The 26,448-nt window shown below is 56.5% G+C and carries 19 protein-coding genes; 13 read left to right on the top strand and 6 right to left on the bottom strand.

Annotation, left to right across the window (positions count from 1 at the left end; translation table 11 throughout):
* The first annotated feature begins 41 nt into the window (after nt 1-41).
* Complete coding sequence (locus RISK_RS16680; protein ID WP_047815454.1) at nt 42-1,634, top strand: glycerol-3-phosphate dehydrogenase/oxidase; 1,593 nt, start codon at nt 42-44, stop codon at nt 1,632-1,634.
* 33 nt (nt 1,635-1,667) lie between these two features.
* Here RISK_RS16680 and RISK_RS16675 read toward each other — a convergent pair whose 3' ends face one another.
* On the bottom strand, nt 1,668-2,714 hold the full coding sequence (locus RISK_RS16675; protein ID WP_047815453.1) for a DUF1593 domain-containing protein: 1,047 nt from the start codon (nt 2,712-2,714) through the stop codon (nt 1,668-1,670).
* A gap of 261 nt (nt 2,715-2,975) precedes the next feature.
* Between RISK_RS16675 and RISK_RS16670 the strand changes: the two genes are divergently transcribed.
* The 7 genes from RISK_RS16670 to RISK_RS16640 all read left to right on the top strand — a co-directional run bounded on the left by RISK_RS16670 (nt 2,976) and on the right by RISK_RS16640 (nt 9,554).
* A complete protein-coding gene (locus tag RISK_RS16670) occupies nt 2,976-4,070 on the top strand; it encodes an isocitrate/isopropylmalate dehydrogenase family protein (RefSeq protein WP_047815452.1) in 1,095 nt (364 codons plus the stop codon).
* Between the two features lie 62 nt (nt 4,071-4,132).
* A complete protein-coding gene (locus RISK_RS16665; RefSeq protein ID WP_047815451.1) occupies nt 4,133-5,434 on the top strand; it encodes an MFS transporter in 1,302 nt (433 codons plus the stop codon).
* Nucleotides 5,431-6,480, top strand: a complete 1,050-nt coding sequence (locus RISK_RS16660; RefSeq protein ID WP_047815450.1) for a Gfo/Idh/MocA family protein — start codon at nt 5,431-5,433, stop codon at nt 6,478-6,480. The genes RISK_RS16665 and RISK_RS16660 overlap by 4 nt, the downstream gene beginning before the upstream one ends.
* Nucleotides 6,477-7,124 (top strand): cyclase family protein, encoded by a 648-nt coding sequence (locus RISK_RS16655; RefSeq protein WP_047815449.1) that lies wholly within the window; start codon nt 6,477-6,479, stop codon nt 7,122-7,124. The genes RISK_RS16660 and RISK_RS16655 overlap by 4 nt, the downstream gene beginning before the upstream one ends.
* 48 nt (nt 7,125-7,172) lie before the next feature.
* Nucleotides 7,173-8,573, top strand: coding sequence for a four-carbon acid sugar kinase family protein (locus RISK_RS16650; protein ID WP_047815448.1), 1,401 nt, complete (start codon nt 7,173-7,175; stop codon nt 8,571-8,573).
* A gap of 20 nt (nt 8,574-8,593) precedes the next feature.
* The gene (locus tag RISK_RS16645) at nt 8,594-9,010 is read left to right on the top strand and encodes a VOC family protein (protein ID WP_047815447.1); all 417 of its coding nucleotides are present in this window, start codon (nt 8,594-8,596) and stop codon (nt 9,008-9,010) included.
* A gap of 4 nt (nt 9,011-9,014) precedes the next feature.
* Entirely contained in the window at nt 9,015-9,554 is a 540-nt protein-coding gene (locus tag RISK_RS16640; protein ID WP_390173942.1) for a hypothetical protein, read from the top strand.
* 289 nt (nt 9,555-9,843) lie between these two features.
* Here the strand turns inward: RISK_RS16640 and RISK_RS16635 are convergent, their stop codons facing one another.
* From RISK_RS16635 to RISK_RS16615, 5 genes are all read right to left on the bottom strand, one after another.
* Nucleotides 9,844-12,936 carry a PAS domain S-box protein gene (locus RISK_RS16635; RefSeq protein ID WP_047815446.1) on the bottom strand — a complete coding sequence of 1,031 codons (3,093 nt, stop codon included), beginning with the start codon at nt 12,934-12,936 and terminating at the stop codon, nt 9,844-9,846.
* A 58-nt stretch (nt 12,937-12,994) separates the two neighbouring features.
* Entirely contained in the window at nt 12,995-13,393 is a 399-nt protein-coding gene (locus RISK_RS16630) for a response regulator (RefSeq protein WP_047815589.1), read from the bottom strand.
* A gap of 316 nt (nt 13,394-13,709) precedes the next feature.
* On the bottom strand, nt 13,710-16,283 hold the full coding sequence (locus tag RISK_RS16625) for an ABC transporter permease (protein ID WP_047815445.1): 2,574 nt from the start codon (nt 16,281-16,283) through the stop codon (nt 13,710-13,712).
* Between the two features lie 72 nt (nt 16,284-16,355).
* On the bottom strand, nt 16,356-17,438 hold the full coding sequence (locus RISK_RS16620) for an ABC transporter ATP-binding protein (protein WP_047815444.1): 1,083 nt from the start codon (nt 17,436-17,438) through the stop codon (nt 16,356-16,358).
* Nucleotides 17,435-17,881 (bottom strand): hypothetical protein, encoded by a 447-nt coding sequence (locus RISK_RS16615; RefSeq protein ID WP_236696378.1) that lies wholly within the window; start codon nt 17,879-17,881, stop codon nt 17,435-17,437. Before RISK_RS16615 ends, RISK_RS16620 begins: the two co-directional genes overlap by 4 nt.
* Before the next feature lie 456 nt (nt 17,882-18,337).
* On the opposite strand from RISK_RS16615, the gene RISK_RS16610 reads away from it, so the two are divergent.
* The 5 genes from RISK_RS16610 (at nt 18,338) to RISK_RS16590 (ending at nt 26,446) form a co-directional block, all read left to right on the top strand.
* Nucleotides 18,338-19,387 carry a sensor histidine kinase gene (locus tag RISK_RS16610; RefSeq protein ID WP_236696377.1) on the top strand — a complete coding sequence of 350 codons (1,050 nt, stop codon included), beginning with the start codon at nt 18,338-18,340 and terminating at the stop codon, nt 19,385-19,387.
* Between the two features lie 184 nt (nt 19,388-19,571).
* Complete coding sequence (locus RISK_RS16605) at nt 19,572-23,807, top strand: FtsK/SpoIIIE domain-containing protein (RefSeq protein WP_047815442.1); 4,236 nt, start codon at nt 19,572-19,574, stop codon at nt 23,805-23,807.
* A gap of 31 nt (nt 23,808-23,838) precedes the next feature.
* Nucleotides 23,839-24,201, top strand: a complete 363-nt coding sequence (locus RISK_RS16600) for a hypothetical protein (protein ID WP_047815441.1) — start codon at nt 23,839-23,841, stop codon at nt 24,199-24,201.
* 274 nt (nt 24,202-24,475) lie between these two features.
* Nucleotides 24,476-25,528: an NHL repeat-containing protein gene (locus RISK_RS16595; protein ID WP_083435010.1), complete on the top strand. Its 1,053-nt coding sequence runs from the start codon at nt 24,476-24,478 to the stop codon at nt 25,526-25,528.
* 6 nt (nt 25,529-25,534) lie between these two features.
* The gene (locus RISK_RS16590; RefSeq protein ID WP_047815440.1) at nt 25,535-26,446 is read left to right on the top strand and encodes an NAD(P)-dependent oxidoreductase; all 912 of its coding nucleotides are present in this window, start codon (nt 25,535-25,537) and stop codon (nt 26,444-26,446) included.
* Nucleotides 26,447-26,448 lie beyond the last annotated feature (2 nt).

Raw genomic sequence — 26,448 nt, 5'->3', positions numbered from 1 at the left:
TCTCATCTCGCTCAACTTCTCTTGCTCCTTTCGGTTCATACATGCAACGCGAACATTCCCTGACCCAGCTCAACGAACGTTCCGAGCCCTGGGACATTGTCATCATTGGCGGCGGTGCGACGGGGGTTGGAATCGCCATGGATGCTGCCACGCGTGGTCTGGATTGCCTGCTGCTCGAACAAGCTGACTTCGGCAAGGGAACGTCCAGCCGCAGCACCAAACTGGTACATGGCGGCGTCCGCTACCTCCAACAAGGCAACATCACGTTGGTGCGAGATGCCTTGAAGGAGCGCACGCTGCTTCGCAACAACGCGCCACAACTGGTGCATGACATGCCGTTTTTGATCCCCTGTGGTTCGTTGATGGAACGGATGTATTACGCAACGGGCCTGAAAGTTTACGACTGGTTGGCGACCGGAAACCGTTTCGGGCGGTCTCACGCGATTGGTCCCCAGGAAGCCGCACAGCGAGTGCCGACCTTGCAGAAGCAGAAAGCCAACGGAGGCGTGATCTATCACGACGGGCAGTTCGATGACACGCGGTTGCTCATCAGCATGGCTCGGACCGCTGCGGAGCATGGGGCGTGCCTGTTGAACTACGTTGCCGTGACGGGACTCTCGAAAGACGATGCGGGTGAAATCAACGGTGTGCTTGCCGAGGACCGCGAAACGGGTGCCACGCTATCGATCGGGGCACGCCGAGTGATCAATGCCGCGGGGCCGTTCTGTGATGCTGTCCGAGCGATGGACGAGCCGGCTGCTGAAAAGATGCTGGCGGCCAGCCAAGGTGTGCATCTCGTTCTGCCTCGCCGCTTCTTCCCCGGCGACATTGCGATGATCGTTCCCAAAACGTCTGACGGTCGCGTTCTGTTCATCATCCCTTGGCACAATCATGCGGTGGTCGGAACCACCGACACGGCGATTGAGACCGTGTCGCTGGAACCCAAACCACAAGCCGGAGAGATTGAATTTCTTCTGGAGACTGCAAAGGAGTACTTGGTCGAAGCACCAGCGCGTGAAGATGTCCTCAGCGTGTTCACCGGGATTCGACCACTGGTCAAAGGCGACAAGTCATCACGAACCGCGTCGCTGTCTCGCGATCACACCATTCGCATCTCCGATTCCAAGCTGATCACGATCACCGGTGGCAAATGGACGACGGTCCGCAAGATGGCTGAGGACTGCGTCGATCGAACGATTGCCTCGACGAAAAATTCAGCCACTCCGCTCACCGCGACTGGCTGCCAAACGGAAACACTTCACCTGCATGGCTACGATCCAAACTCGGGATCGACCAACACCGTCGCCGGTGCGGGGCGAGGGCACTACGGATCGGACCTGCCCGAGATCGAACGACTGGAACAAGAGAAACCCGAGTGGAGCCAGAAGTTGCACACGGACCTCTCCATCACCGGTGGCGAAGTGATCTGGGCGGTCCGGAACGAGATGGCAAGGGCGGTCGAAGATGTGCTGGCTCGCCGAACCCGATGCCTGTTTTTGAACTCCAAAGCAACGGTCCAGATCTCAGAGACGGTTGCCAAGCTGATGGCCACTGAGATGCATCGTGATGAAGCGTGGATCGCGGAACAAGTCGCATCCTTTGCAAAACTGGCTGAGGCCTATCAGATCACCTGACGTGAACTGGACGGGGCAGGTCGCGCGGATGCGTCACTCGGTGGCAGGCAAACACCACTGCATGCGTTTAGCAAAGTCCGCTTGAAATTCGGGACGCCAACGGCTGACCGATGTGCGAGGATCGTAGTTCGTGGTGGCCGTTCGGTCTCGGTACCATCCGTCGTCTTGCTTCGTGAACTCCCCGCCCCAACCAGGTTGGCTTGGGTCTTTGGGATCATTCCCGCCTTTCGGCAGGAAGAAAAACCACGAAGGCGTGTCACCTTCCTTCAGGCAACCGTGCGGATTGGGTGCCGTCCAAGTCTTGGTGGGATACAACGCTCCCAGTGGTCCCTTGCTTCGAACATTGGCTTCAATCCAATTTCGTCCGGTCAGGCTTTCATCACCCGTCAAATACATCCCACGAAAATTCGCGGTGCGTTTGTCGGCGTTCGGTGCCGCTGTGGATAGCACATAGTGCATCCCCGGAAATTGCTTTCGCATCCAATTGGCAATGCCGTCCTGGTCGGCGATGTCATAGACAGAGAACTTGCGAACAAACGCTGCGAATCCATCCGGACCGCGTGTCGCTTGGACTCGGTCAAGGGCCTGAGCCAGATCAGTTTGCCCACCCCAGACGGTGATGCAAAGGGGCGACTCCACCGACCCCGCATCAATCCGTTTGATCAACAAACGTGATCCATCGGTGTCATGTCCCTCACCGATGTGAGGGCGTTCCCGATTCGGATTGCCTGACACGACGACGCCGCGAAGTGCATCCGCCTCCGGCCAACCTTTGGCGTGTTGTTGCAAATTCGGCCGAACATGTTCGTAGGCATCGATGAGTTCATGAATCAGGTCAGGCCGAGTGATCGATTCCTTCAGTTCACCTCGTGTCCCTGACGCACTGGCGATCAACGCTTCGATCTCAAACTCGTTGGAATAAACCAACAAGCGAACCAACGATTGCGTGTCATCGGGATCGCCGCCAATGTCAGTCAACACAGCCAGTCGTGGTCGTTCGGCAGAGACGGTGGGAATCATCACGGACAAGAGACCGGTGAAGATCACCCCAGCCACAAGGAGTTGTTTTCGAGTCGACACATCAGTTCCTTATTGCAAATGCGAAATCATTCTTTCCAGGCAGTGAGTGTATAGAGCGCACCGCAAGAATGTTGGTCATCCTCTGTCGAAACCCACCACACTGTGGTGTAATGTTGGCCGTTGAAGAGAAGCGACGGAGTGCATTCAGTCGTTCTCGGCCGTTCGCAGTCGCAATCGCGATTCGAACATTGGTGAGTGTTGTGTTTGATTCGCCATGCTTTTTGATTTCCCAGTCGCCCATTCTTTCTCGCACCATCCCCCATGACCCAATCCTTTCATCTCGTCATCTTAGGTGGCGATGGCATCGGCCCCGAAGTTTGTGACCAATCGGTTCGGTTGCTTGAAATCATGCAATCGAATTTGAACGGAGTCGCCTTCGAACTCGACCATCACAGCGTCGGCGTTGGCGAGTATCAGCGATCCGGGGAAGCACTGCCTCAGTCGGCATTCGATGCCTGCCTGGCATCCGATGCGGTGTTACTCGGCGCGATGGGATTGCCTAACGTTCGCTACCCCAATGGCAAAGAGATCGCACCTCAATTGGACCTTCGCGAGCGTTTGCAGTTGTACGGTGGTGTCCGCCCAATTCGCCTCTTTCACGAAGACGACACCCCGTTGAAGGGCCAAGGCCCCGGTGACATCGACTTTGTGCTGGTTCGCGAGAGCACCGAAGGGTTGTTCTATGGACGTGATGCGATTGCGGATCTGGACGCGGATGAAGCGACCAACTTGCTCCGGATCAGCCGATCGGCATCGGAACGGGTTTGCCGCTTGGCATTCCAAACCGCTCGTCGCCGAAACGGCAAGAAGACGGTCACCTTGATCGACAAGGCCAACGTGCTTTCCTCAATGGTTTATTTTCGTCACGTGTTTGACGAAGTCGCCAAGGAGTTCCCGGACATCAAAGCCGATCATGTTTATGTCGATGCAGCTGCATTGTTCTTGGTCCGTCGCCCACAAGACTTCGATGTCATGGTCACGGAAAACATGTTCGGCGACATCCTCTCTGACCTGGCCGCCGGTCTGGTCGGTGGAATGGGAATGGCGCCTTCGGGCGACTTGGGTGACAACGCAGCGGTCTTTCAACCTTCGCATGGTTCGGCCCCCGATATCGCCGGGCAATCGATCGCCAATCCAATTGCGATGCACCTGTCGACCGCAATGATGTTGGAGTGGCTGGGTCACGCTGAAACACGCCGCGCAGCGGACGCTTTGAACGGTGCCATCTCGGACGTTTTGTCTGACCCAACGCAGCGGACCGCGGACATGGGCGGCCAACTTTCGACGGTCGAGATCACGGACAAAATCGCAGCTCACCTGAGTCGACGACTCCAGGGTGAAACGACGCCCGTCTGAAGTTCGCCTTGAATTGATTCAATCACGAGCGCATTCTCTTTCTCATCCCACGGACATCCCCCATGCCCACACGCTTCTTGCTGATCCTCGGCGCGTTCTTGTTGTCCGTGCTGATGTGGGTGGATCGAGCGTGCATCTCAGCTGCCAAAGAGGACATGGCAACCGACCTCGGTTTTTCCGATCAACAGATGGGTTGGGTCATGTCCGCCTTCGCACTTGGCTACGCCCTGTTCCAAGTTCCCAGCGGAAAGTTGGCCGATCGCTTTGGTCCTCGGAAAGTCATGGCCGTTGTGTGCTTGATATGGTCCGCATTCACCATCCTCACGGGAGTCGTTCGCGGCTTGTCAGCCATGGTTGGCCTGCGGTTCCTCTTCGGGATGGGGGAAGCCGGTGGTTACCCCACCCTGGCTCGCGCCTTCACGTCTTGGTTGCCGATGAACGAACGTGGAATCACCAATTCGATCAGCTTTTCGGGCGGACGTCTGGGGGCTGCCCTGGCGATGCCGGGCGTGGTCTGGCTGATCGGTGCACTGGGCGGGTGGCAACAAACGTTTTGGTTCTTTGGGGTGATCGGGATCCTGTTTGCGATTCTGTGGTACACGCTCTTTCGTGACCTGCCGGAAGATCATTTCGCCGTGTCGGAATCCGAGGCCACGCACATCATGCAGTCACGCAATCCGAAACGAGCGGCTCAGCTGGAACACGTTGAGGAAACGCCCATCAAGTTCCTTCAGATGTTGCGATCCACCAACATGTTGATGCTGATGTTCCAGTACGTCGCCCACAACTTCACGTTCTTCTTCACCGTCAGTTGGTTTTTCCCCTACCTGAAAGAACAATACTCACTGACCAGCGAACAAACGGGCTGGTACGCCGCCGCCCCCTTGTTGTGCGGGGTTGTCGGCAACTGGATGGCGGGCTTCACTGTCGATCGGCTCTACAGCCGCGGCCAATGGAAACTTTCTCGACGCCTACCGGCTGCGATCGGGTTTGCACTGGGTGCCATTGGGATGAGCTTGTGTGTGAACATGACCACGCCCATGTCCGCTGTCATTTGCATGTGCATCGCGATCTTTGGCAGTGACATGATTCTCAGCCCTTCTTGGTCAACCTGCATGGACATCGGCGGAAAAAGTGCCGGCGCGGTCAGCGGAGCCATGAACATGATCGGCAACCTGGGTGCCTTCGCGACGTCGTTGTCCTTCCCGTACTTGGTCGCCCACTTCCATGCTCATGAGCCGTTCTTCTACTCGGCCGCAGCACTGAATGTGGTGGCAATCTTTCTGTGGTTCCGCATCTCGCCGGACCGGTCCATCGCGGAAGAGCTGGATGCTGCTTCGCGAGTAACAGGAGCCGCCGCATGACTGCCCAACCAACGGAACGAACCTACCGGGGCGCCGTGATTGGTGCCGGTTACTTCAGCCAGTTTCACTACGACGCTTGGAACCGGATGAGCGACGTTGAAATCGTTGCCTGCTGCGACGTGGAGATCGACAAAGCGAATGAAGTTGCTCAGGCAAACGGCATTGCATCGGCCTACGCGGACTACCAGCGGATGCTGGACCGGCACGAGGTCGACTTCGTGGACATCATCACTCGACCCGACACCCATCTGCGGTTGGTCGACGAGATTTCCCAGCGTGGCCACGCCATCATTTGCCAAAAACCGCTTGCACCAACCGTGCAGGAGGCCCGCGAATTGGTCACGTTGACCGAGCAGAGAGGCATTCGCTTCATGGTCCACGAAAACTTTCGATTCCAACCTTGGTATCGCGAGATGAAACAGCTGATGAACTCCGGTGCGATTGGCAGTCGTTTGCACTCCCTGTCGTTTCGAAATCGAGCCGGCGACGGACACGGTCCAGACGCGTACCTTGCTCGCCAGCCTTATTTTCAGACGATGGACAAGTTCCTGATCTTGGAAGCGGGCATTCATACGATCGACACGTTTCGATATCTCGGTGGCGAAATCGACCAAGCCTGGTGTTGGCACCGCAAACTCAACCCGGTCATCGCCGGGGAGGACACCGCGGTGGGCGTTCTCCGCTTTCACGACGGTGCGATGGGGTTGTACGACGCCAATCGTTTCAACGAATCCACGGCAAAGAATCCTCGTTACACGTTTGGCGAGGTTCTGTTGGAAGGTGACGAAGGTTCAATCCGACTTCACGACGATGGTCGGCTGATGATTCAACCTCTGGGCGAATCCGAGCGGGAGCACTCTTACTCACCCAGCCAACACGGTTTCGCAGGAGACTGCGTTTTTGCAACCCAGCGACACTTCATCGATCAACTGAAAAATGGCCAAGCCTTCGAAACCGATGGAGCGAGCTACCTGAAAAGCTTGGCGGTTCAGGAAGCCATGTACACTTCGTCACAATCTGGATGTTGGGAGACGCCCCAAGAATGAAAGTCATCGACCTGACATTGCGTCTGGAACCTGGGATGCGAGGCTTTGAATCGGAGAGCAAGTTCACGCTGGCCGAAGACGGTTGGAACGCAAGCACGCTGCATCTGTATTCGCACTGCGGCACTCACATGGATGCGCCGCTGCACTTTGAAGCGAGCGAGCAAACGATTGATCAAATTCCGTTGCAAGATTGCATTGGCAATGCGTGGATCGTCGATTTGGCACACCTGCCTCCCAGAACCCCGATTGAGATCTCGCACCTCGGTGAACTCGCAGAGACCTTTCCGGCGGGAGATGCATTGTTGCTGCGAACGAGGTGGAGTCAGCATGTGAGCGATCCGAGGTACTACCGAGACAACTTTCAGCCGATCAGTCCTGACCTGGCCCGCTGGATGGTCAATCGAAAAGTTCGCTTGGTGGGCGTGGAACCACCGTCGGTTGCGGATGTCAACGATCTGCCAGCGGTGACGGAGATCCATCAGATTTTGCTGGGCGGCAACGTGATCATTGTCGAGGGACTGACCAACCTCGACGCGATCACCGAGCCCCATTGTTTGTTTGGCGCCATGCCGCTCAAGGTGGCTGGCGGCGATGGTGCACCGTGTCGTGCGTTCGCTCTCTTGGATTGCCCGATCGATCCATGAAATGCTTGAAATCTTGAACCTTCATTCGCCTTCTTCGCTCCAATTCCCATGACACAAACTCTCTCGGATGCAATCCAAGGCATCGCGGAAGAACGCTCCGAATCGTTGCTTCCCCAGATTCGCGAAAACAACCAGCGGTCGAACCGCAAGATTGTTGTCCTGGACGATGATCCCACCGGGACACAAACGGTTTACGACACTCCTGTTTTGACCACCTGGGGCGTCGATGAATTGGCCGCAGCGTTGGATTCTCCCGCTGATCTGTTCTATGTGCTCACGAATTCACGGTCGATGACGGAACCTGATGCGGTTCAACTAGCCCAAGAAATTGGCAAAAATCTGATCGAGGCCGCACGGCAAACCAAACAGCGATTTGTCGTGGTCAGTCGCAGCGATTCCACGCTTCGAGGCCATTACCCCGCTGAAGTTGATGCGATCGCGACCGCGGTTGGAACGTCCGAGGCGGTTCACGTGATCGCCCCATTCTTCCTTCAAGGCGGTCGCTACACGATCGGCGACATCCACTATGTCGCCGAAGGAGAAGCACTGATTCCCGCCGCGGAAACTCCGTTCGCCAAGGATGCAGCGTTTGGATTTCAGAACAGCGACCTGAAACGTTGGGTCGCGGAGAAGCACGATGGAAAGCTCGATCCCAACCAGATCGTATCGGTCGGGCTCAATGAACTGCGTTCGTCGGACCTGAATCCGCTTCAAACTCGCTTGTCCGATTTGCCGCCGGGATCGGTGTGCATCGTCAACGCAGCTTCCATGCGAGACATCGAAGCCTTTGTGTTCGCCGCTCAATCTGCCGAACAAAACGGGCAAACGTTCGTCTACCGAACCGCAGCGAGCTTCGTGCAAGCCTTCGCCGGTTTGGAACCCAGGGATTTGCTTCGCGCCGAGGAGATGGTGAACGAGGGTTCGAAAACCGGTCTGGTTGTCGTCGGCTCGTACGTCCCCAAGACAACTGAACAACTGAGGTGTTTGCTCGACAACGAATCCGATCTGACATCGGTCGTCTTGGACGTCGACAAGCTACTGGGGGATGAAAGCGAATCGTACTTGCAGGAAATCGTCACCGCCGTGAACGATGGGCTGGAAAACTTCAACGTCGTCCTTTCATCTTCTCGGAAATTGGTAACCGGGACCGATGCGGCAGCGAGTCTCGCCATTGGAAACCAAGTTTCGAAAGCTCTCGTTTCAGTCGTCAGCAGTCTCACTCAGCGTCCTCGATTCCTGATTGCCAAAGGTGGCATCACCTCCAGTGACGTTGCCACCAAGGGGTTGGGAGCCAAGCACGCGACGGTCCTCGGGCAAATTCTTCCTGGTGTCCCCGTTTGGAAAATGCCAGCCGACAGCCACCTACCGGGGATCGCTTACGTTGTCTTCCCTGGAAACGTGGGTGGTCCAAACGCATTGCTCGAAGCGTTTCAAAAACTCAAAGCCTGATTTCATTCCTAGAGGTTCCCGTGTCTGAGACACCACTTTTCAAGAAACTCGATCACATCGCCATCGTGGTTCGCGATACAGACGAGGCTCTCGCGTTTTACCGCGATCAACTCGGTTTGCCAGTCGTTGTGGACGAATACATTCAGTCTGGAAACGTACGACTGACCCACTTGGACATGGGAAACCTGCATCTGCAACTCGTCCAGCCATTGACGGACGATCATCCCTTGATGGATCATTTGAATCAAAACGGAGAGGGGCTTCATCACCTTTGCTTTGAGACCACCGATGTCGGGCAAACATTTGCAGAGTTGCCGGCAAGGCGAATGACGCCTAAAAACGAGACGCCTCACGATGGAGTGCTGAGCAAGAAGGCCGGTTTCATTGATCCGGCAACCACGCGTGGTGTGATTTGGGAAATGACAGGGCCTCAATAGCAGCATGACGACGAACTTGTCCCAGTCGATCCGCGTGACCGTTCGTTTTGCAGGATGGATGTTGTTGAGTTGGTTGGCAATGACTCAGTCTCACGAACTTGGTCATGTGGTTGGTGGTTGGATCAGCGGTGCGACCTTGATTGAGATCGACCTTCGACCATGGCATCTACCGTATTCGATCCATTCACCGGATCCCGCACCGCTGATCACACTGTGGTCGGGACCGGTCCTCGGGGTCCTTGTACCGGTCGCAATCGCACTCGGCGCAAATCGACGAGTGTTGTGGTTCGTTGCCGACTTTTGCCTGCTCGCCAACGGCACGTACTTGGCACTGGCTTGGTTCAGCGGCGAAGCATTTCTGGACGCGCCAAGGTTGTTTCAGGCAGGGGCGTCCAAACCGATGGTTGCTGCGTATTGCATCCTCACCATTGGTGTTGGTTATGCTCGCTTTCGAAACGATTGCATCTCAATGCTGGAGCACGCGTCCGAGCCACCGATGGCATCCGCCCCCCATCCGGTCCCAGACGAGAACGCGAATCGATGAGGCAACGGATTCGATTTCCGCCACATTTTCGGAAACAACGCGGCAGTTCTGTTCGACCAAGTGAACTGGGTACGCCACCATCCACGCTGGCAGATCGAAGATCGAAAGCAGACCCTCCCGCTCACAGACTTATCCCAGCATCTGATTTTGACCTCACGGTGGCTGGTGGTTTGTCACAGCTAAAAGTGAGGGTTGATCGTGGTGGGCGAGGCGACGAGTCCTTGAATTTGACGCCAGTTCAGGACTCGTCGCTTCGTCCACCACCCTAAGAAGAAGTCGTGGCAGACCACTAGGATTGGAACTGAGACGCTCCAACTGCGACACTCAGCCCACCTGAACTCTCACTCAGGTCGCCGATCACCGGTTTTGTCTCCACTTCAATTGGAAGCAGGATCGTGAAGCACGCGCCTTGCCCAGGCGAGGAATCCACCTGAATCGTCCCCCCGTGTTGGTTGACGATCACATCGTAAGCAATCGCCATTCCCTGGCCGGTACCTTTGCCAACGTCTTTGGTTGTAAAGAACGGATCAAAGACGCGACTGCGAACGCTCTCAGACATCCCATTGCCGGTGTCCATCACTGTGATGCGCACGTGATCTTCCGCCATCTGAGTGGAGACCGAAATGACTCCCAGTTCCGACGACTCCTGCTCACGCCCTTCTGCGATCGCATCCGCGGAGTTGACCACCAAATTCAAGATCACTTGGCTCATTTGAGCCGGGAACACCGGAAGCGAATGGACAGCATCATCCAAATTCAATTCCAAACTGGCGACGTACTTCCAATGGTTTCTCGCAACAATCGTCGCGTCACGAATCAATCGGTTCAGATCCGTGGTGGACTTTGCTGAGGTGCCCGGGTGCGACATGGTCTTCATCGCGCGAACGATATCAATCACTCGGTTGGCGGCATCATGAGCTTCTTGGATTGACTCGGTGATGTTGTGCTGCAAGGAATCAAAACGACAGCCCAACTCTGCCTTTTGAACGACTTCCTTTGCCAATTCACTGGGCTCGGAATCGTCTCGCAATTCGCGATACGTGTTGATCAGTTGAAACGCTTTGTCGAATGCCATGTTCAGGTATTCCACATTCCCAAACACGCACTGCATCGGGGTGTTGATTTCGTGAGCAACACCAGCTGCCAACTGGCCAATGCTTTCCAGTTTCTGTGTCTGTGAAAGCTGTCGTTGCATTTCCTTTTTGTTGGAGATGTCACGCAACACGGCTTGCTGGTAGACCTGCCCCGACAAATTGAACGACACAACCGAGATGTCACAGTCAAAACATCTTCCATCATTGGACATGTGGGTCCACTCAAAGTGAATCTTCCCATCGGTATTGAGAAGGTCCATGATCTTGCTTGCTTCGACGTCCGAGCGTTTCCCGTCGGGTTGCAATTCTGGTGAGAGCGAAACGAGATCGAAACGTGCCATATCGCGGAGGCTTTCAAACCCGAACAGTTCAAGGGTTCGTGGGTTGCAATCCAAGAGTTCCCCATTGGAAAGAAACACAATGGCATCTTGCGATGAATTGAAAACAGCCTGCGAACGCTTTTGGCTTTCAACGAGGGCCAATTCGACTCGCTTGCGTTCATTGATCTCCATGGTCGTCCCGGCCACGTAGGTGGCTTGCCCGGCCTCATCACGCTGCACGACATGGCCGCGGGCAAACAACCAACTGAAGTCCCCGTTCTCTTGCATGCACCGCCATTCAATGACGAAACCTTCTTTTTCGCCCGAAATACAGCGATTGATTTCTGATTCCACTTGGGCCAGGTCTTCCGGGTGAATTCGTTCGAACCATACATTCGCTGGGTCACCACCTTCGGGTGAATGATGCCCGGTGACTTCATAGCCGCGACTGTCGTAGACGATCCTTCCTTTGGAAATGTCCCAGTCCCAGATCGACATTTGTCCCCCGTCGAGAGCATATTCCATTCGTTCGTTCACGCGTTTGATACGTGCTGCGGCCTCATGGGCTTCCGTGACGTCATTTTTGATCGCCAAAAAACCGACCTGCTCCCCGTCATCATCAAGAAGTGGCTGAATGTCGAGGTAGACCCAGTATCGAGTCCCATCCTTGCGTTGATTCAGTAGTTCACCACAAAACCCCTTCTGATTGGCGAGAGCCTCTTGAATCAACTGGAGAGTGTTGGGATCCGTATCATTGCACTGGAAAATGTCCCCCGGAGATTGGCCTTCCACCTCACTCAACTGATACCCCGTGTTGCGGATGAACCCTTCATTGACCCACGTGATCTTTCGATCCACATCCGTGATGACCACCTCATTCGTTGTGCGTTCGGCAACCATCGCCAGCCGGCGTAGGTCAACAAGCATATGGGACGCGAGTTTTTGCGCTCGATACGCGTGGGTGCTCAAGGTCAACACCAGAATGAAGACCACCAACGTGAAGCATCCTCCACCAACGGCAATCGTCCATACAAGCGAATGAACGGTCGTGGCGAAATCCTTTGTTGGGAAGACTTCCACATTCCACAGTTGTCCCGCGATCAATTCGGATGTGCGTCGCTGGAAGCCAAGGGAACTCTCGCTGGAATCACTCTGGCTGGATGCAAGTTGAAACTGGGAATGGAGCCCCTCTTGAATGAACAACCTGTAACCCAGTTCATTCCCCGTGGCAGCTTCCAGATTCTCGAACACCGATGCACCATCAAGGGCCATGCCGACCCAACCAACGATTGAGTTCAAACGTTCCGCTTCCGTCCTTGGGGTGCCTCGATAGTGTGGCATCATGAACAGGAAACCAGATTCGTCGGGATCACTCCCCATCAACTGCAAGCGTGGGGTGATGCACGCCATTCCTGTCCTTGCGGAACGTTCGGCTGTTTCTCGGCGGAGACGATCCTCGCCAAGATCCAGTCCAACGGCGCAATCGAAACGCGTATTGGGCTGAACAAATTTGATGATGAACCGACCAGGAATCAGCTTGTCAGTCTCGACGTCATTGAAGTGCAATCCAGCCGCTTCGTGGGTCGTGACCCGCAATGGATTCAAGCCGGACGCCACCAACTCTGCGTTGAGTTGTTGCGTCGCTTCTGCGGTGTCAGGAACAACTGCCAAGTACCCGAACGCTTCGGCGCCCAGGAATTCATCTTCGCGATCAATTTGTGAGAGCAGTCGAATGAAGTCGGAATACTCAACCTGTTCGTTGGCAGAGAAGAGACACTGAACAGCAATCAATCCCAATTCGCTTTGTTGCATGCGGCGCTGAAACTCGCCTTGCAAGCGATCTGCCATGTGGTCGAATCGCTGCCGGTCATGCCTCAATGCGGATTGACGCACCATCTCCACAGTGGCAACCGTCGCGAACACCCCGATGCAGGCAATCAGAATGGATAGAAGAATGGTACGTTGCATGAGGTAGCCCGAGGCTGGGGACTTCGTCCGTCAAAGAAGAGTGACGACCAATCGTTGTTCACGCACTCACGGTGAACGGGGAATTGGACGATGGCGGAAGACGCTTTTCTCTGCGATGTTGGAGCGCGCTCTCGATCGCCTCGATGATTTCAATGCGTGGCGAAGGCTTGTTCATCAATCGGAAGACGTTGGATTCGTTGATCGCTCGTCGCTCGCTCTCTTCGTCCTGGTTGCCAGTCAGAATGATGCATGGAACCTCGGGCCACTCGATCGCAATCGTCTGAACCAACTCAATGCCATCCATCGCGGGCATCCGCATGTCGCTGACCACGCAACTGATTGGCTCACTGCTGCGAAGAATTTCGAGAGCCCGTTGGCCCGATTCTGCGGTCTCGACGTCGTAGTTGTCTTCCATGCTACGACGGAGCACCCGCAAGACGATTGTGTCGTCGTCCACGAATAGAATTCGATCGGTACTGCACATGCATATTGTCCCCGCCTAAGAGAAGCTTTCTGAGAATGTAGTTGGGGCTCTCTACACTAGCCCTCCGTTATGCTCAGGCAGCTTGTCACTCGGTGCATTGCGGAGACACGCAACGCATTTTGTTTCCCCATCCAACCAATCCCTACAACTGGACCTGGGACCGCGATGCACGCTTGCCATCTCCTTGTGCAACCGATTGAGCCAACGTGAATTTAACCGCGCGGAATTGCGTTCAGGCTCTTAAGCTCTGACGCCGCTCGTTCCAAACATCCAGTTGTTCAGCAGTTGTTCAGAAATCGCTGCGAGCAAAGTAGACGCAGCTCAACGTCAGCATGACGGCGATGAAGACACCACAGCTGATGATTGGCGTCGCGATTCCATAGCGGACGACTTCCCCTGCCTCCATGTCGCCACCGCCGACAATGAACGCCTTTTTGCCAGAGACCATCCCTGCGGTGGTGTCACCCAGTGCGAGCACCTGAGGCGTCAGCAATTCCAGCAACCCAATTCCATACCGATCGACGCGGCGCCAAAACGATCGTTTCGGTTCGATGCTACGAACGACACTCAGGTCAGCCGTGTCCGCCTGGCTGCTGACATGGAATTCGCTGACTCGGTCGACGTCATGAGCGACGACCAACTGGACCACCGATGAGTCCGGCGTGAACTCCACCATTGCGGTTTCAATCTCATCCACCGGGAGTGTGGCGACCACTTGCAACGGGTGATTTTCCGAGCCCGGTTCATCACCTTGTTTTTCAACCACGCGTAGCAGATGGCCACTGCCTTCTGTTGTCACAACCAAGAACAGGTCTTCCGCGACAGCGTGCAGTGAAAGCGGCGCGATGTCATCGGGCCAATCGCCAGCGAAGATCTCACTCAGATCCTTGGTGGTGAACACGCGCGCCACCTCATCACCGGTGCTGGCGACGACATATCGGTTCGAGGCAGCCAACACGGGAGGCAAGGGAGTGTCTGAACGAGGCAAATCAGCTGTGAGATCCCGCTGCCAGACATTCTCCGTCGGATCGCCATCGGGTACCAATTGCTGCAATTGGCTTCCATTGAGAATCAACAAACGCGTCGATTCGCTTGCACTCTCCCCGTTCAAATCAGCCGCGTCCAAGGGAACCGCTAGCCGAATCGGGGGACTCAGCGCCACATTTCGCGGCAGGATCGAAACGAATTCTTCCGTGGCGCCGCCTTGCATCGTCACAAGGGTGCTCAACCAAGCACCAATGGAATCCGCCGATTGTCCCCGCGGAGATCGACCGTCCGCACCACCGTCGCTGTCACTGTCTGGATCGTCGGATTCCTCTTTGACCTGCTTGCCGATTGACGAGAGGATGTCCCGGTTTTGGGTGATCAGCAAATCCGCGGTGTTGACCGCCAAGGTCTGTCCCGAGCCGGACTTGTCCGTCAGTCCAATGGGAATCAAACGTTCAGTCGCGGTTGGCAATCGCAATCCAGGTTGAGGCTTCCAATCGTTGTCGCGTGCCAACACGATCAGATCGAGCGACCCCGAGCCGAATGGGTTGAATTTTCCATTGCGAATTCTCGCAGTCAGAACATGATCGTCATCGATTGCAACAGGCCGCAAAACGCGATCGTTGGACATCGCTTTGCTTTCGATCACAGGCACCCACTGCTGTTGATCCTCGTCCATCCGGTTCAACCCGCCGCCGTTGGTGACCGAGATCAAATCATCCCCCGCTCGAACCAGGCCGGAAATGCGTTCCGGCTGAACAATCCGAGTGTCGAACACGCCCGCGATGATGCTGAACACGAGGCAGATCGCAGCCAGAGCTCCCGCCGCTGCGATTGAAATGATGGGGGAACGCCACTTCAATCCAGCCGGCACAGACACGCTGAAGAAAACAGCGAACAGAAAGACAGCAACGGGAATGCACCACAGGATTCTGGGATTCCAGATCTCCAGCCGCATTCCCGCAATCAGATACAGTCCGATGACCAACTGAGCCACGCACAAGAACACAAACGCGCATCCACCGACGAACTTCGCCAGCAGCAACGCCGGACGGGAAACGGGTTTGCTCAGCAGCAGGTGCAGCGACCCGGTTTGCAGCATGTCGGGGATCATGGATGCGGTGACCAAGACACCGAGGAAGACCAGCACGAAACCAAGCAGCCAGTGAACCAGGGTCGGAATCACAAACTGATTGAACAAGGATTCGAATTGAGTTCGATCAATTTCAAACCCAGTCGGAAAATCCAATGTCCCGTACGTCAACAACACCGATCGAGCACTTCGAGCTTCGAAGACTCCCGGTAACGCGGCCTCGATCCGAAGTCTGGCCCGACGCCGGATTAGCGAATCGGCCAACTCCTCCGCCGGCTTTTCATCCAGTTCACGCAGCTCCCGAAGTCGAACGGTTTCCTGCCAGGCTTGGGCATCGTACCAGTGACGCGAATCGGAGGCTTTTTCGGACGTTTCGCCGGACTCTTCGTCAGCATCTGGAGCGTTGGTGGCGAGTTTAAAGTCTTGATCGATCAACTCGTTCAGTGCATCCGTCAGCATCGGCAACGGAATCCGGACCTCGTCGCCTTCCCCCACTCGTTGGAGTTTCCGCGAAAGCTCCTCTGGCATCGCAGCGGCGATCCGCCCCAGCGGAGCGTCCTTTTGGTCTGGGTCGACCATGCCCTGCGCGAGCATCGCCTTCATTCGCGTCCCGTTGTAGACGTCGAAGAAGCGAAACGTCGTCGTGTAATCTTCGCGAACGCCGATGGGAGCCAGCATGGCCAGCAAAATCCAAATGGCCAGCATCGCTGCCCACAGAACTCGCGACGCCATCGCGGCATGAAACGAGTCCCAAACGACGGCGAAATAGGGTCGCCAATTCAATGCATCTCTCCAGCGATCGTTTTCAAAGTGGGTGGTGACAGCAACGGCGGGCCAATCAAAGGATCATTGGCCTCACGGCGTCGGGCCGGCGTCACGGCCGGGCGAACCGGCTTGTTGAACCAATCGCATGAACGTGTGTTCCAAAGTGTGTCGATGTGGTTGCAATGTGACGATCGAGCCATCCAGGCTACGAACCACATCCACGCTCGCGTCCACGTCGGCTTGTTCATCGCAGTCCAACTGGACTCGCCAAAGATCATTCGATTCTTTCGAACGCACCAACTGCCAAGCGGAATCGGTCGACATCATTGGCTGCAGTTGCTCCTGCAACGTTTCCAACTTGGAACGCTCCAGTTCAATTTCCATGTGAATCGTCATCGCCGACTGGGAAACTTCGATCCCGGGACCGCTCAAGTTGTTGATGGGGCCCGATGCCAGCACGCGGCCTTTCGCCATGATCGCCAAGTGAGTGCACACCAATTCCACTTCGTGCAGAATGTGGCTGTTCATCAGGATGGTTTTGCCTGCGTCTCGCAAACGTTCGATCACCTGACGCACTTCGGACCGACCGACGGGATCCAAACCATCGGTGGGTTCATCCAGGACCAACAGGTCGGGATCATGCATCAGGGCTTGTGCCAGTCCCAACCGCTGCAACATGCCTTTGCTGAACTGCCGCACCGGTTCCCGATCTCGACCGGCGAGTCCGACCAACTCCAGCAATTCGTCGCTGCGTCTGCGGATTGTCGTGCCGTCGAGTCCACTCAGTCGGCCGTAATACTTCAGCGCTGTCCGGGCGGTGTGGTGCCGATCAACTCGCAACGACTCAGGCAGATACCCAACTCGACGACGAGCCGCTGCCGAGCCGGCTGGCAAACCGAACAAACTGGCTGTTCCACCGGACGAACGGATCACTCCCAGCAAGATTTTGATCAGTGTCGTTTTGCCAGCCCCATTGGGCCCGAGCAGACCGAAGACTTGACCGGCATCCGCATTCAGGGTGACACCCGAGAGAGCATGCACGTGAGAGGAACGCAGCCAGCCTCCGCGGTAGGTTTTCTGCAGCCCGTTGACGGAAACGATCGTTCCATCTTTCACAGGCGTTTCGAGAGGTTCGGCGACGCACTCAGCTGGATCAGCGGCAAAAGAACTCACGCCAGCAGATTCTTCAGCGTCAGCAAGAACAGCGTCAAAGCAGCCACCGCCATCATCGCGGCCAAGAACAAACGATTCGCCGGGTGCCGCCAAGAAGGGCCGCTGACCTCACGGTCGTACAACGAACGAAAGCCTTCGCGTTCCTGAGGGGTATCAAAAACCCCGTCTTCCACCAACTCCTGCAGCCCAAACTGAATTTGATACTCGACCACCCCGAACACGTCTTGCCGATGATGGCCCTCGTCAACGCCTTTGCCTTCGAAGTACCAAAGTTGGTTGCCGAAGTGATTCTCTGACTCAGCCCGATCGTCAACACATTGCAAGCGAACGACCTCACTGGTGTCCGGGCAGAACTTCGCCTTCGCGAGCGCACGGACGCTGTCCAGCCGAACCTGCTGGAGCGTTCTCTCAGAATATTGTCGTTGCTGCGTTTCGGCACGCATGATCCTATCTCCGCGTGGCAATGAAGAAGACACTTGGTCTTCATGAGTTTCATTATTGCCGGTTGGGCAACTGCCGTCAGGGTCGGGGGCCCATTTTTGAAGAAGTTTTGACTCATTTTTGTCTTGATCCGATCTGCTACCCACCCCGAGGTGTGGCAGCCTGTCACGACCACGGTTGCCCCGTCGGCCTCCGCGGGAGCCTCGATTGGAGGCGACCGGCCCAATCCATCAGGCGTTCTGGCTTGCCCACGCGACGGATCGGGATTCCCCGGATCCAATCTTCGGCAGGCTTCTTCGATGCAACCTGGAACGCTGCTATCTTGCTGCAGAATTGTTCGCATTCGCTCACGCGAACGTCCCGCCCCACCGGGAATGTGAAGAACCAAGTGTCTGGTTCAATTTCAACTCGCCCATGCAAAGGACACGGTCATCGTCTCGCCCATTTCGAACCGCCCGTTGACCCTGCGAACGCCCGTCACACTGGGCGTTGTGCTGATCGTCCTGGTCGTCTTGCTGACCGCGGTTTGGATCAGCGGAACGGTTTGGGGCGCTGTCCGCAACGATTCCACCTCGGGCATGTTCTGGGTGATGCTGGGTGCCGGGGCGCCGCTTTTGATCGCAATCCTGGCCGGCGTCATCGCTTACCTGACGCTGTCGGTCAAAGCGTTCAACTTGAACCGTCGGCAATCCAACTTCATCGACTCCGTCACCCATGAACTCAAAAGTCCAATTGCGTCGCTGAAACTGTACCTACAGACGATGACCCGCCACGACGTCAGCGTCGAACAACAGAAGGAATTCCATCTCATCATGCTGGAAGACGTGGAACGTTTGGACAGCCTGATCAATCACCTGCTCGATGTCGCCCGAGTCGACCGAGGAGGCGAAGCCTATGAGGCCTGCGATTTGTCTCTGCACACGGTACTTTCCAAGTGTGCCCAAGGCGCCTGTGTGCGATACAAGCTGCCGCCAGAAACCGTCCGCGTGAAATGCCCGCCAATTCTCGTGCACGCGCCCGTCATCCAAATTGAAATTCTGTTTCGCAACTTGATTGACAACGCCATCAAATACGGTGGGTCGCCTCCCAAAGTCGAGTTGACTGCGGTTTGTTCCGCCTCGGGAGATGTCACTGTTTCAGTTTTGGACAACGGCACAGGAATTCCCGCTAACTTGCGACGCAAAGTTTTCGGGCGATTCGTCCGGCTAGGCAGTGAACTGGAACGCAGTCAGCAAGGCACCGGTTTGGGGCTGTACCTGGTTCGCAATATCACCCACGCCATGGGTGGCCGCATCAACATCCAAGACGGTCACTGGGAAGTCTCCACTGAACCCGCAGACCATTCCCCCTCGGACACCCCCGAAGGCGGCCTGCCTGAGACCGCACCCAAATCATGCCAACAGGGAACCAGAATCGATGTCACTTTGCCCAACGGCAAACTGGCTGAGTCAGAACCCCCGCCTGTCTCACCTCCCCAAGACCAAGCTTCGGACATCGCCGAAGACTAGCAGTGGCACGTCCGCTCGGCAGCCCACCATGAACGCTGCCACTTCAAACAGTGGTCGCAACGGCGGGGACCTTTTGGATTGGCCGCGCAACTTTTGCTGAACGCTCAAACTTCATCCGCCAGCTTTTGATTTCGATCGCTTCACAAACGCGCCGTGGGCGTCGGATTGGAGTAGAATCGAAACCATGAAAGACTCTGCTGTTTCGCCTGCACTGTTGTTTGCTCCGGAACGCCAACGCCGTCTGCTTCATGGATTGATCCAACGCGTTGCGGCTTCGCGAGACGAACATGCTCGATTGGTTCGCCAACAAGGCGACCAACATGCGGACATCGAACAGCGTCTGACAGACCAGCTCGCTGCGGTCAAACAGAACTGCCACACCGATCGTCTCAACACGCTGACGCAGTGGGACACAGCGCAAGAGCAAATGATCGCCGCGTACGAGGTGGCGACCCTGCAGACACGTGACCAACTGCGACGATGCGGCGTCCGTTTTCGGAGGCAGCTCGCCGAAGACGAAGCGGTGATCCATGGCAAGGTCGAAAAGCGACTGATCGCGATCAAGAACCAGTACGACGCCCGCAAGGATCAGCCCAAAAAGCTGGCCGCCAAAGAACATCATCAGCTCGACGCGACTCTTGCGGAATCAAACGAAGACATTGAATGGGCTCGGGCGCTGACGATCCGCCGACTCAACCGCTTGCTTGATGTCCAAACGCCAAGCGATCTGTACGCTGAATTTGGTGAGTCCCCACCGACCAAGGTGGAAGATGCGTTGGATCTGGTCCGCCGACAGAACCGTCGATTGAAATCCACTGTCTCCGAGATGCAAACCGGATTCGCCGCGCACGTGGTGGACGCGGTGTATTACCTGCCCTCGCTGGTCGCCGTTCTGTTGTTGATCTTCTCCGGCCTCTCGATCTTGTTGAAAGCCGAACCGCTCATTCACTACTTGATCGGCTCCGTCATCGTATCCGGTTTGATCGGGTTCACATGCTACCTGATTTTGATGTGGCCTCTGCGGAAGATGACTCGATCTTTGCACCCTGCCACCGAACGAATTCGCTTGGCATCCCAAGACGCTGTTCTGCGGGCCAAACGAATTTCGACGGCGGCCGCCAAGAAGACCAGCCAGGAATTGATCCTGCTGCGCGACTCGCACATCAAAGACGCTCAACAGTGGCAAAAAAACCAACTGCAGGACCTCCGCGAAGAGCTTGCCGCAAAACAGGTCGCCGAAGAAGCACGACTGCAAGACCAGTTGAATCGGATTGAGGAACAATTCCGAACCAGTTTCGCGGATCTTCAGCAATCGATGCGTGAACGGGCCAATCAAACGGCCACGGACATCTCGCAAAAACTCACCCAATCTGATGCGGTGGCTGGCCAAACTCTGCAAGCGGTGGCAGAACAGCATCGGCACACGCTGGAATCGTTGGCGCAGCGACTGCAATCTGGCATGCATCGCGGGTTGACGCGAATCCTCGCGGCCAACGACTTGGTCGAGTATCGGTATCCACATTGGGACGAATTGCTTTCCAACCCACCGCCGCTGCATCCCGGAATTGATTTCCTGCCCGTGGGATCGATCCGGTTGGGCAATCGTCTGAAGCAGCAATTCGATTCTGCTCTGGGTTACGACACATCCCATCACGTGGAGCAAAACGGTGACGCTCACGACGAAGCCGACATTCTGAATCGGTTGCAAGTCCCGGACACGATGCCAATCGCAATGCACCGGCGAATGCATTCGGGCGTGATCATCGAAGCACCCACGGCCCACATCGAGGATGCCATCAAAATCGCACACCAGGTGCTTTGGCGTTTGCTCAGCGCTGCTCCACCGGGCCAAGCTCGTGTGACCCTGATTGATCCAGCAGGGCGAGGGCAGAACTTCTCCAGCTTTCTCGCTTTGGCTGACCACGATCCCAGCCTGATTCACCATCGCGTCTGGACGCAGGGCGACCAAATCACGGCTCGCATCGCCGACATCAGCCATCATGCTGAAAACATTCTGCAGTCGTGTTTGAGGGACCAATACGAACGTTTGGAAGACTACAACAAGGTGGCTGGATCGCTGGCACAACCCTACGAAGCGATTGCCGCGGTCGGATTTCCGGACGGGCTGTCTCGGGACGCTCATTCGCACCTGGCATCGCTCATCCGCAGCGGAATTCGCTGCGGTGTATTCGTCATTCTGGTCGTGGACAGCAAACACGAATGGCCGGCGGACATGCCGATGTTTGACCATCCCAATCTGCTGCGTCTGAGATATGGCCAAGCGGGCTTGGATACCGGCGAAGAAGCCGCTCGCAAAGACCCTTCAGCCGCCTTTGATGGGATCGATCGGTCCAGTTTGAACGCGGAACCGCTGCAACCGAACGAGGATGGGATCATTCCAATCGGCAACAAGCGACGTGTTCGAATGTTGGAGGAGGGTCTGACCGCTGGCCATTGGCGTCTTCTCAACGCGGGATTGGATGAGTGCGAATTCTGGCCCGCGCCGCCACCCATGCCCCAAGACCGCTCGGCACTGATCCAGCGCATCGGGCGTTTGGCCCAGGAAGCCTCGCGTGTCATCGTGCCGTTGACCTCGTTGATGCCCAATGAATGCATCCCCACGTCCGATCAAACGAGCACCGCCGCTGATGGTCTCCACATCGTCATTGGTAGCTCCGGGGCGGGACGGAACCGGTCACTCGATTTAGGCGAAGGTGTTCGCCAACACGTTCTGATCGCCGGCAAAACGGGCTCGGGAAAAAGCACGCTGCTGCACAGCATCGTCACATCCGGCGCTGCGATGTACTCTCCCGATGAACTGCAGTTCTATCTGCTGGATTTCAAGAAGGGCGTCGAGTTCAAGATCTACGCCGATGCCAAACTACCTCACGCTCGCGTCATTGGCATTGAAAGCGAACGGGAATTTGGACGCAGTGTCCTGCAACGACTCGATTCGGAAATGACCACCCGAGGCGAGTTGTTTCGGGCTGCGGGGGTCCAGGAACTCGGTGCCTATCGGCGCGCCCGCCCTGACGAAGTCATGCCCCGTTTGATGCTGGTCGTCGACGAGTTCCAAGAACTGTTCACTCGAGACGACACGCTCGCCTCCGATTGCACCGCACTCTTGGATCGCCTCGTTCGACAAGGCCGCTCGTTTGGCATCCACGTTGTTCTCAGCAGTCAATCGCTGGCCGGTGCCAACAGCCTCCCCCGAGCCACGTTGGGGCAAATGGCGGTTCGAATCGCGATGCAGTGCAGCGAGGCCGATGCCGCCTTGATTTTGTCCGATGACAACACGGCGGCTCGGTTGATATCCCGGCCCGGTGAAGCCATCTACAACGACGCCAGTGGCCTGGTCGAAGGCAACCAGCCCTTCCAGGTCGCTTACTTAGAAACCGCGGAACAAGTCCGACTACTCCATGAGATTGGGCAGCGAGACGAAGCTTGGAATCGGGAACTCGGCGCCGCTGTGGTCTTCGAAGGCAACCGACCAGGACGTTTCACCGCCGACATGGCACGCCAAGCCATCGAAGCATCACAGCCCTCCGACACCCTGGTCGGATTGCTGGGGGAAGCCGTTGAACTCGGCCCCCCGTGCGCTTTGCGGTTTCAATCCAACACCGGCCGCAACGCCTTGCTGATCGGTTCGGCACGCAATCGCCCTAGCGTCCTGAGCAGCATCATCGCGTCCGCCAGGGCGCATCGTCCGGACCTCTCGTTGGTCTTGTTCGACGGCTCCCGAGCCGAAGAAGGAGACTCGGTCGTGCAGTGGACCCAACAACACCAGGTGGACGCACACGTCATCCGGCCTCGCGACGCCGAGAACGCCATGATTCAGCTGGCTGAATTCGTGGACGCCCGACTCGGCAAACCCACCCAGGAAACTTCGACCACGGACGGACTCGCCACGACCGCCCCTTCGTTCAGTCTCGATTCGGATGGCACACTCGTTTCCGCCAAAACCAAGGCGGATGACGTTCCGCCCATCGCGACTCTTCCGCAAAGCAACGACACGCCCCTGTTGGTCGTGCTGGATGGCCTGGATCGGTTCCGCGATCTTCGTCAACCGGAATCGATGAACTTCTCGTTGGACGCCGCCACCCAAATCTCTGGTTGCGATGCGTTGCAAACCGTCCTTCGAGAGGGCCCGGCCGTCAACGTGTTCGTCATCGCGAGTCTGCCATCCGCAGAAACGCTGAATCGATGGTTGCCTCGGCAGAGCCATCATGATTTGGAATTGCGTCTGGTGGGACCGCTCAACGCCGGTGACTCATCGCTTTTGATCGATTCCCCCGCGGCCGCCGATCTCTCTGCCGCCACGATGATTTTGTACGACGATTCCGATGGACGAATGACAAAATTCCGGTTGTGCGACCCGCCCACGTCAGGAGAATTGACGTCGCTGTTGGCGACAACTTGACTCTCAACTTTTTCTCGTTCGGAATGTTCTCTTGGCCAAGTGTGACGAAGGCTATCGATGCGAAGTGTGCGGCGAAGATGTGATGTCAATCGTCGACAGCGATCTCTACCTTCGCTACGTCATCGGACACCTTGATCCCGAAAAGCTCCATGTTTCTCCTGAGCGACACATCCGCTGCAATCCTATCCTCGCGCAGTGCATCCGCGATGAACGAGTCGAACCGAGCTCGGTTGCGGGGCCATTTGCACTCTCCGAACTTGACTCGAACCACGCCGAAGCAATGGTTGAATTGGTCACTCGGGGCTATCAACGCCTGTGGGAAATCAATGCCGAGGACGGCGACCGAGACGTCACCGACTACCCGCTCCCCGAAGTCCGCGAACGATACCAATAGCAATGCCGGCCTGCGTCCGATTGAGCCGCTGCCTGAATGGATTGCCCTCTCGTCGGCGACCCAACGAGTGCACACGGAATGGATTCATTGATCTATAGTGTGTGTCCGCACACCCCGGCCAGTTCCCTGCCCATCTCAAACTGGTCTCGGCGTCTGGCTTGGTTGGTTCGCGATGGCTCTTGCTAGCAAGCCCACCTTGTCACAACCCGCCTCGTGAGCGAGCAAAGCTGGTCCTGACCAATCCCCTCCCACCTACCTCCCCACCGATTCCATCATGCAGCCCCACTTGCTTCGCAACCTCGTCCTCGCGTTTGCAGCGATCGCGTTACTTGCCCCCCTGCCAATGCTACTGGCTGACGACTTACCTGTTCTGCCTGTTGAAGTGCTGATCGGGCCAACCGAACCGGCTCCAGAAAACGCTCCCGCCCCGGGACCGCTACGGACTCCGTTTGCAGTGGAGTTTGATTCCCAGAACCAGATGTGGATTGTCGAATTTGATGGAGGCCGAGTTTTGCGATGCCCTCCCAACGACCCGACCAAACCGGAAGTGATCGCTGGGCCGGAATCGGCAACCGAGCCGAACGCTTTGGGATACGTTGACGGTCCTGCTCGCGAAGCACGATTCAATAAGTTGCACAATCTGGTGATTGATGGCAACGACGTTCTGTATTTGTCGGATCATGCGAACCATTCCGTTCGCCGTTTGATGCAGAACGATCAAGGCGAGTGGATCGTGGACAGTTTTGCTGGCCATGGCAAATCAGGGCCGGCGACCGACAACGTGAACCGGAAACAAGCGACCTTTCGAGAACCAATTTGCATCACCTTGGACGCGAAGCAAAATCGTTTGCTGATCGCGGACATCGGCAATCAAGTCGTCCGGTCAATCGATCTCGCATCGGGAACGGTTTCGATCCTAGCTGGGCAAACCGCCAAGTTCAGAGATCCCCGTGCGGTGGAGTTGGCCCCTGACGGTCGTTTGCTCGTGCTGGAACGCAACGGCAATCGTCTCCGCCGCGTCGAAGCCAATGGCAGCATCACGACACTGGCGGGAAGCGGGCAAAAGGGCAAGGCAGACGGCGACGCTGACCAAGCCAGCTTCAATGGTCCCAAGCACATGGACGTCGGTGACGATGGGCTTGTCTTCATCGCCGACGACGTCAACCATGTGATTCGCGTTTACGATCCACATACCGACGTTGTGCAAACCTTGAATCTAGGCGAATACACCCTTCGTCGGCCCCACGGCGTTTGCATTCACAACGATCAACTTTACATTGCCGACAGTTTCAACCATCGCATCTTGCGAGTTCCCCTCACCAAGTGAAAGCTCATGGCCAACGATCAATCGCTCCCCAAAATTGGATGGATCGGCACGGGAGTGATGGGGGCCAGTATGTGTGGGCATCTGCTCGATGCCGGCTACGAGGTCGCTCTGACGACCCGTACGTTGGCAAAAGCCGAGTCGTTGCTCCAACAGGGTGCGAGTTGGTTCAGCACCCCCAAAGACGTCGCCGCGAACAGTGATCTCATTTTCACCATCGTCGGTTATCCACACGATGTCCGAGAAGTCATCCTCGATCCGGAAACAGGTGTGCTGGCAGGCTGCAAACCTGGCAATGTGCTGGTGGACATGACCACCAGCCAACCATCCTTGGCCGTCGAAATCGCAGAGCAGGCCGCCAAACGGGAAGTCGACTCGCTTGACGCCCCCGTTTCCGGCGGTGACACCGGGGCACGGGGCGGCACCCTGTCGATCATGGTCGGCGGAAGCAAGCGAGCACTCGAGACAATCCAACCCTGTTTGGATTTGATGGGCAAAACCGTCGTCCACCAAGGCGGCCCTGGCGCAGGCCAGCACACCAAAATGGTCAATCAAATTTTGATCGCGACCAACATGATCGGCGTCTGCGAAGCACTCGTCTACGGTCACAAAGCAGGCCTGGACTTGCCGACCGTGATGCAATCGGTTGGCTCAGGTGCGGCGGGCAGTTGGTCTTTGAGCAACTTGGGGCCGCGAATCATTGACAACCAGTTCGACCCTGGTTTCTATGTCGAGCACTTTTTGAAAGACATGGGAATTGCCTTGGCTGAATGTCGTGCGATGAAGCTATCCATGCCAGGTTTGGCCTTGGCAGAACAACTCTATCAATCCGTCGCCGCTCAAGGGCACGAGCGAGACGGCACGCACGCACTCGCGCTGGCCATCGCAAACTTATCCGGCATCGATTGGAAAAACCGTTGAGC

Source organism: Rhodopirellula islandica (assembly GCF_001027925.1).
Taxonomy (GTDB): Bacteria; Planctomycetota; Planctomycetia; order Pirellulales; family Pirellulaceae; genus Rhodopirellula; species Rhodopirellula islandica.
The sequence above is the reverse complement of the archived record's forward strand: the minus strand, read 5'-3'. Positions and strand labels throughout refer to the sequence as shown.

Excerpts from the sequence above, each read along its gene's own strand:
- RISK_RS16680 (WP_047815454.1), top strand. The coding sequence starts at position 42 with ATGCAACGCGAACATTCCCTGACCCAGCTCAACGAACGTTCCGAGCCC.
- RISK_RS16670 (WP_047815452.1), top strand. The coding sequence starts at position 2,976 with ATGACCCAATCCTTTCATCTCGTCATCTTAGGTGGCGATGGCATCGGC.
- RISK_RS16665 (WP_047815451.1), top strand. The coding sequence starts at position 4,133 with ATGCCCACACGCTTCTTGCTGATCCTCGGCGCGTTCTTGTTGTCCGTG.
- RISK_RS16660 (WP_047815450.1), top strand. The coding sequence starts at position 5,431 with ATGACTGCCCAACCAACGGAACGAACCTACCGGGGCGCCGTGATTGGT.
- RISK_RS16655 (WP_047815449.1), top strand. The coding sequence starts at position 6,477 with ATGAAAGTCATCGACCTGACATTGCGTCTGGAACCTGGGATGCGAGGC.
- RISK_RS16650 (WP_047815448.1), top strand. The coding sequence starts at position 7,173 with ATGACACAAACTCTCTCGGATGCAATCCAAGGCATCGCGGAAGAACGC.
- RISK_RS16640 (WP_390173942.1), top strand. The coding sequence starts at position 9,015 with ATGACGACGAACTTGTCCCAGTCGATCCGCGTGACCGTTCGTTTTGCA.
- RISK_RS16635 (WP_047815446.1), bottom strand. The coding sequence starts at position 12,936 with ATGCAACGTACCATTCTTCTATCCATTCTGATTGCCTGCATCGGGGTG.
- RISK_RS16615 (WP_236696378.1), bottom strand. The coding sequence starts at position 17,881 with ATGCGTGCCGAAACGCAGCAACGACAATATTCTGAGAGAACGCTCCAG.
- RISK_RS16605 (WP_047815442.1), top strand. The coding sequence starts at position 19,572 with ATGAAAGACTCTGCTGTTTCGCCTGCACTGTTGTTTGCTCCGGAACGC.
- RISK_RS16595 (WP_083435010.1), top strand. The coding sequence starts at position 24,476 with ATGCAGCCCCACTTGCTTCGCAACCTCGTCCTCGCGTTTGCAGCGATC.
- RISK_RS16590 (WP_047815440.1), top strand. The coding sequence starts at position 25,535 with ATGGCCAACGATCAATCGCTCCCCAAAATTGGATGGATCGGCACGGGA.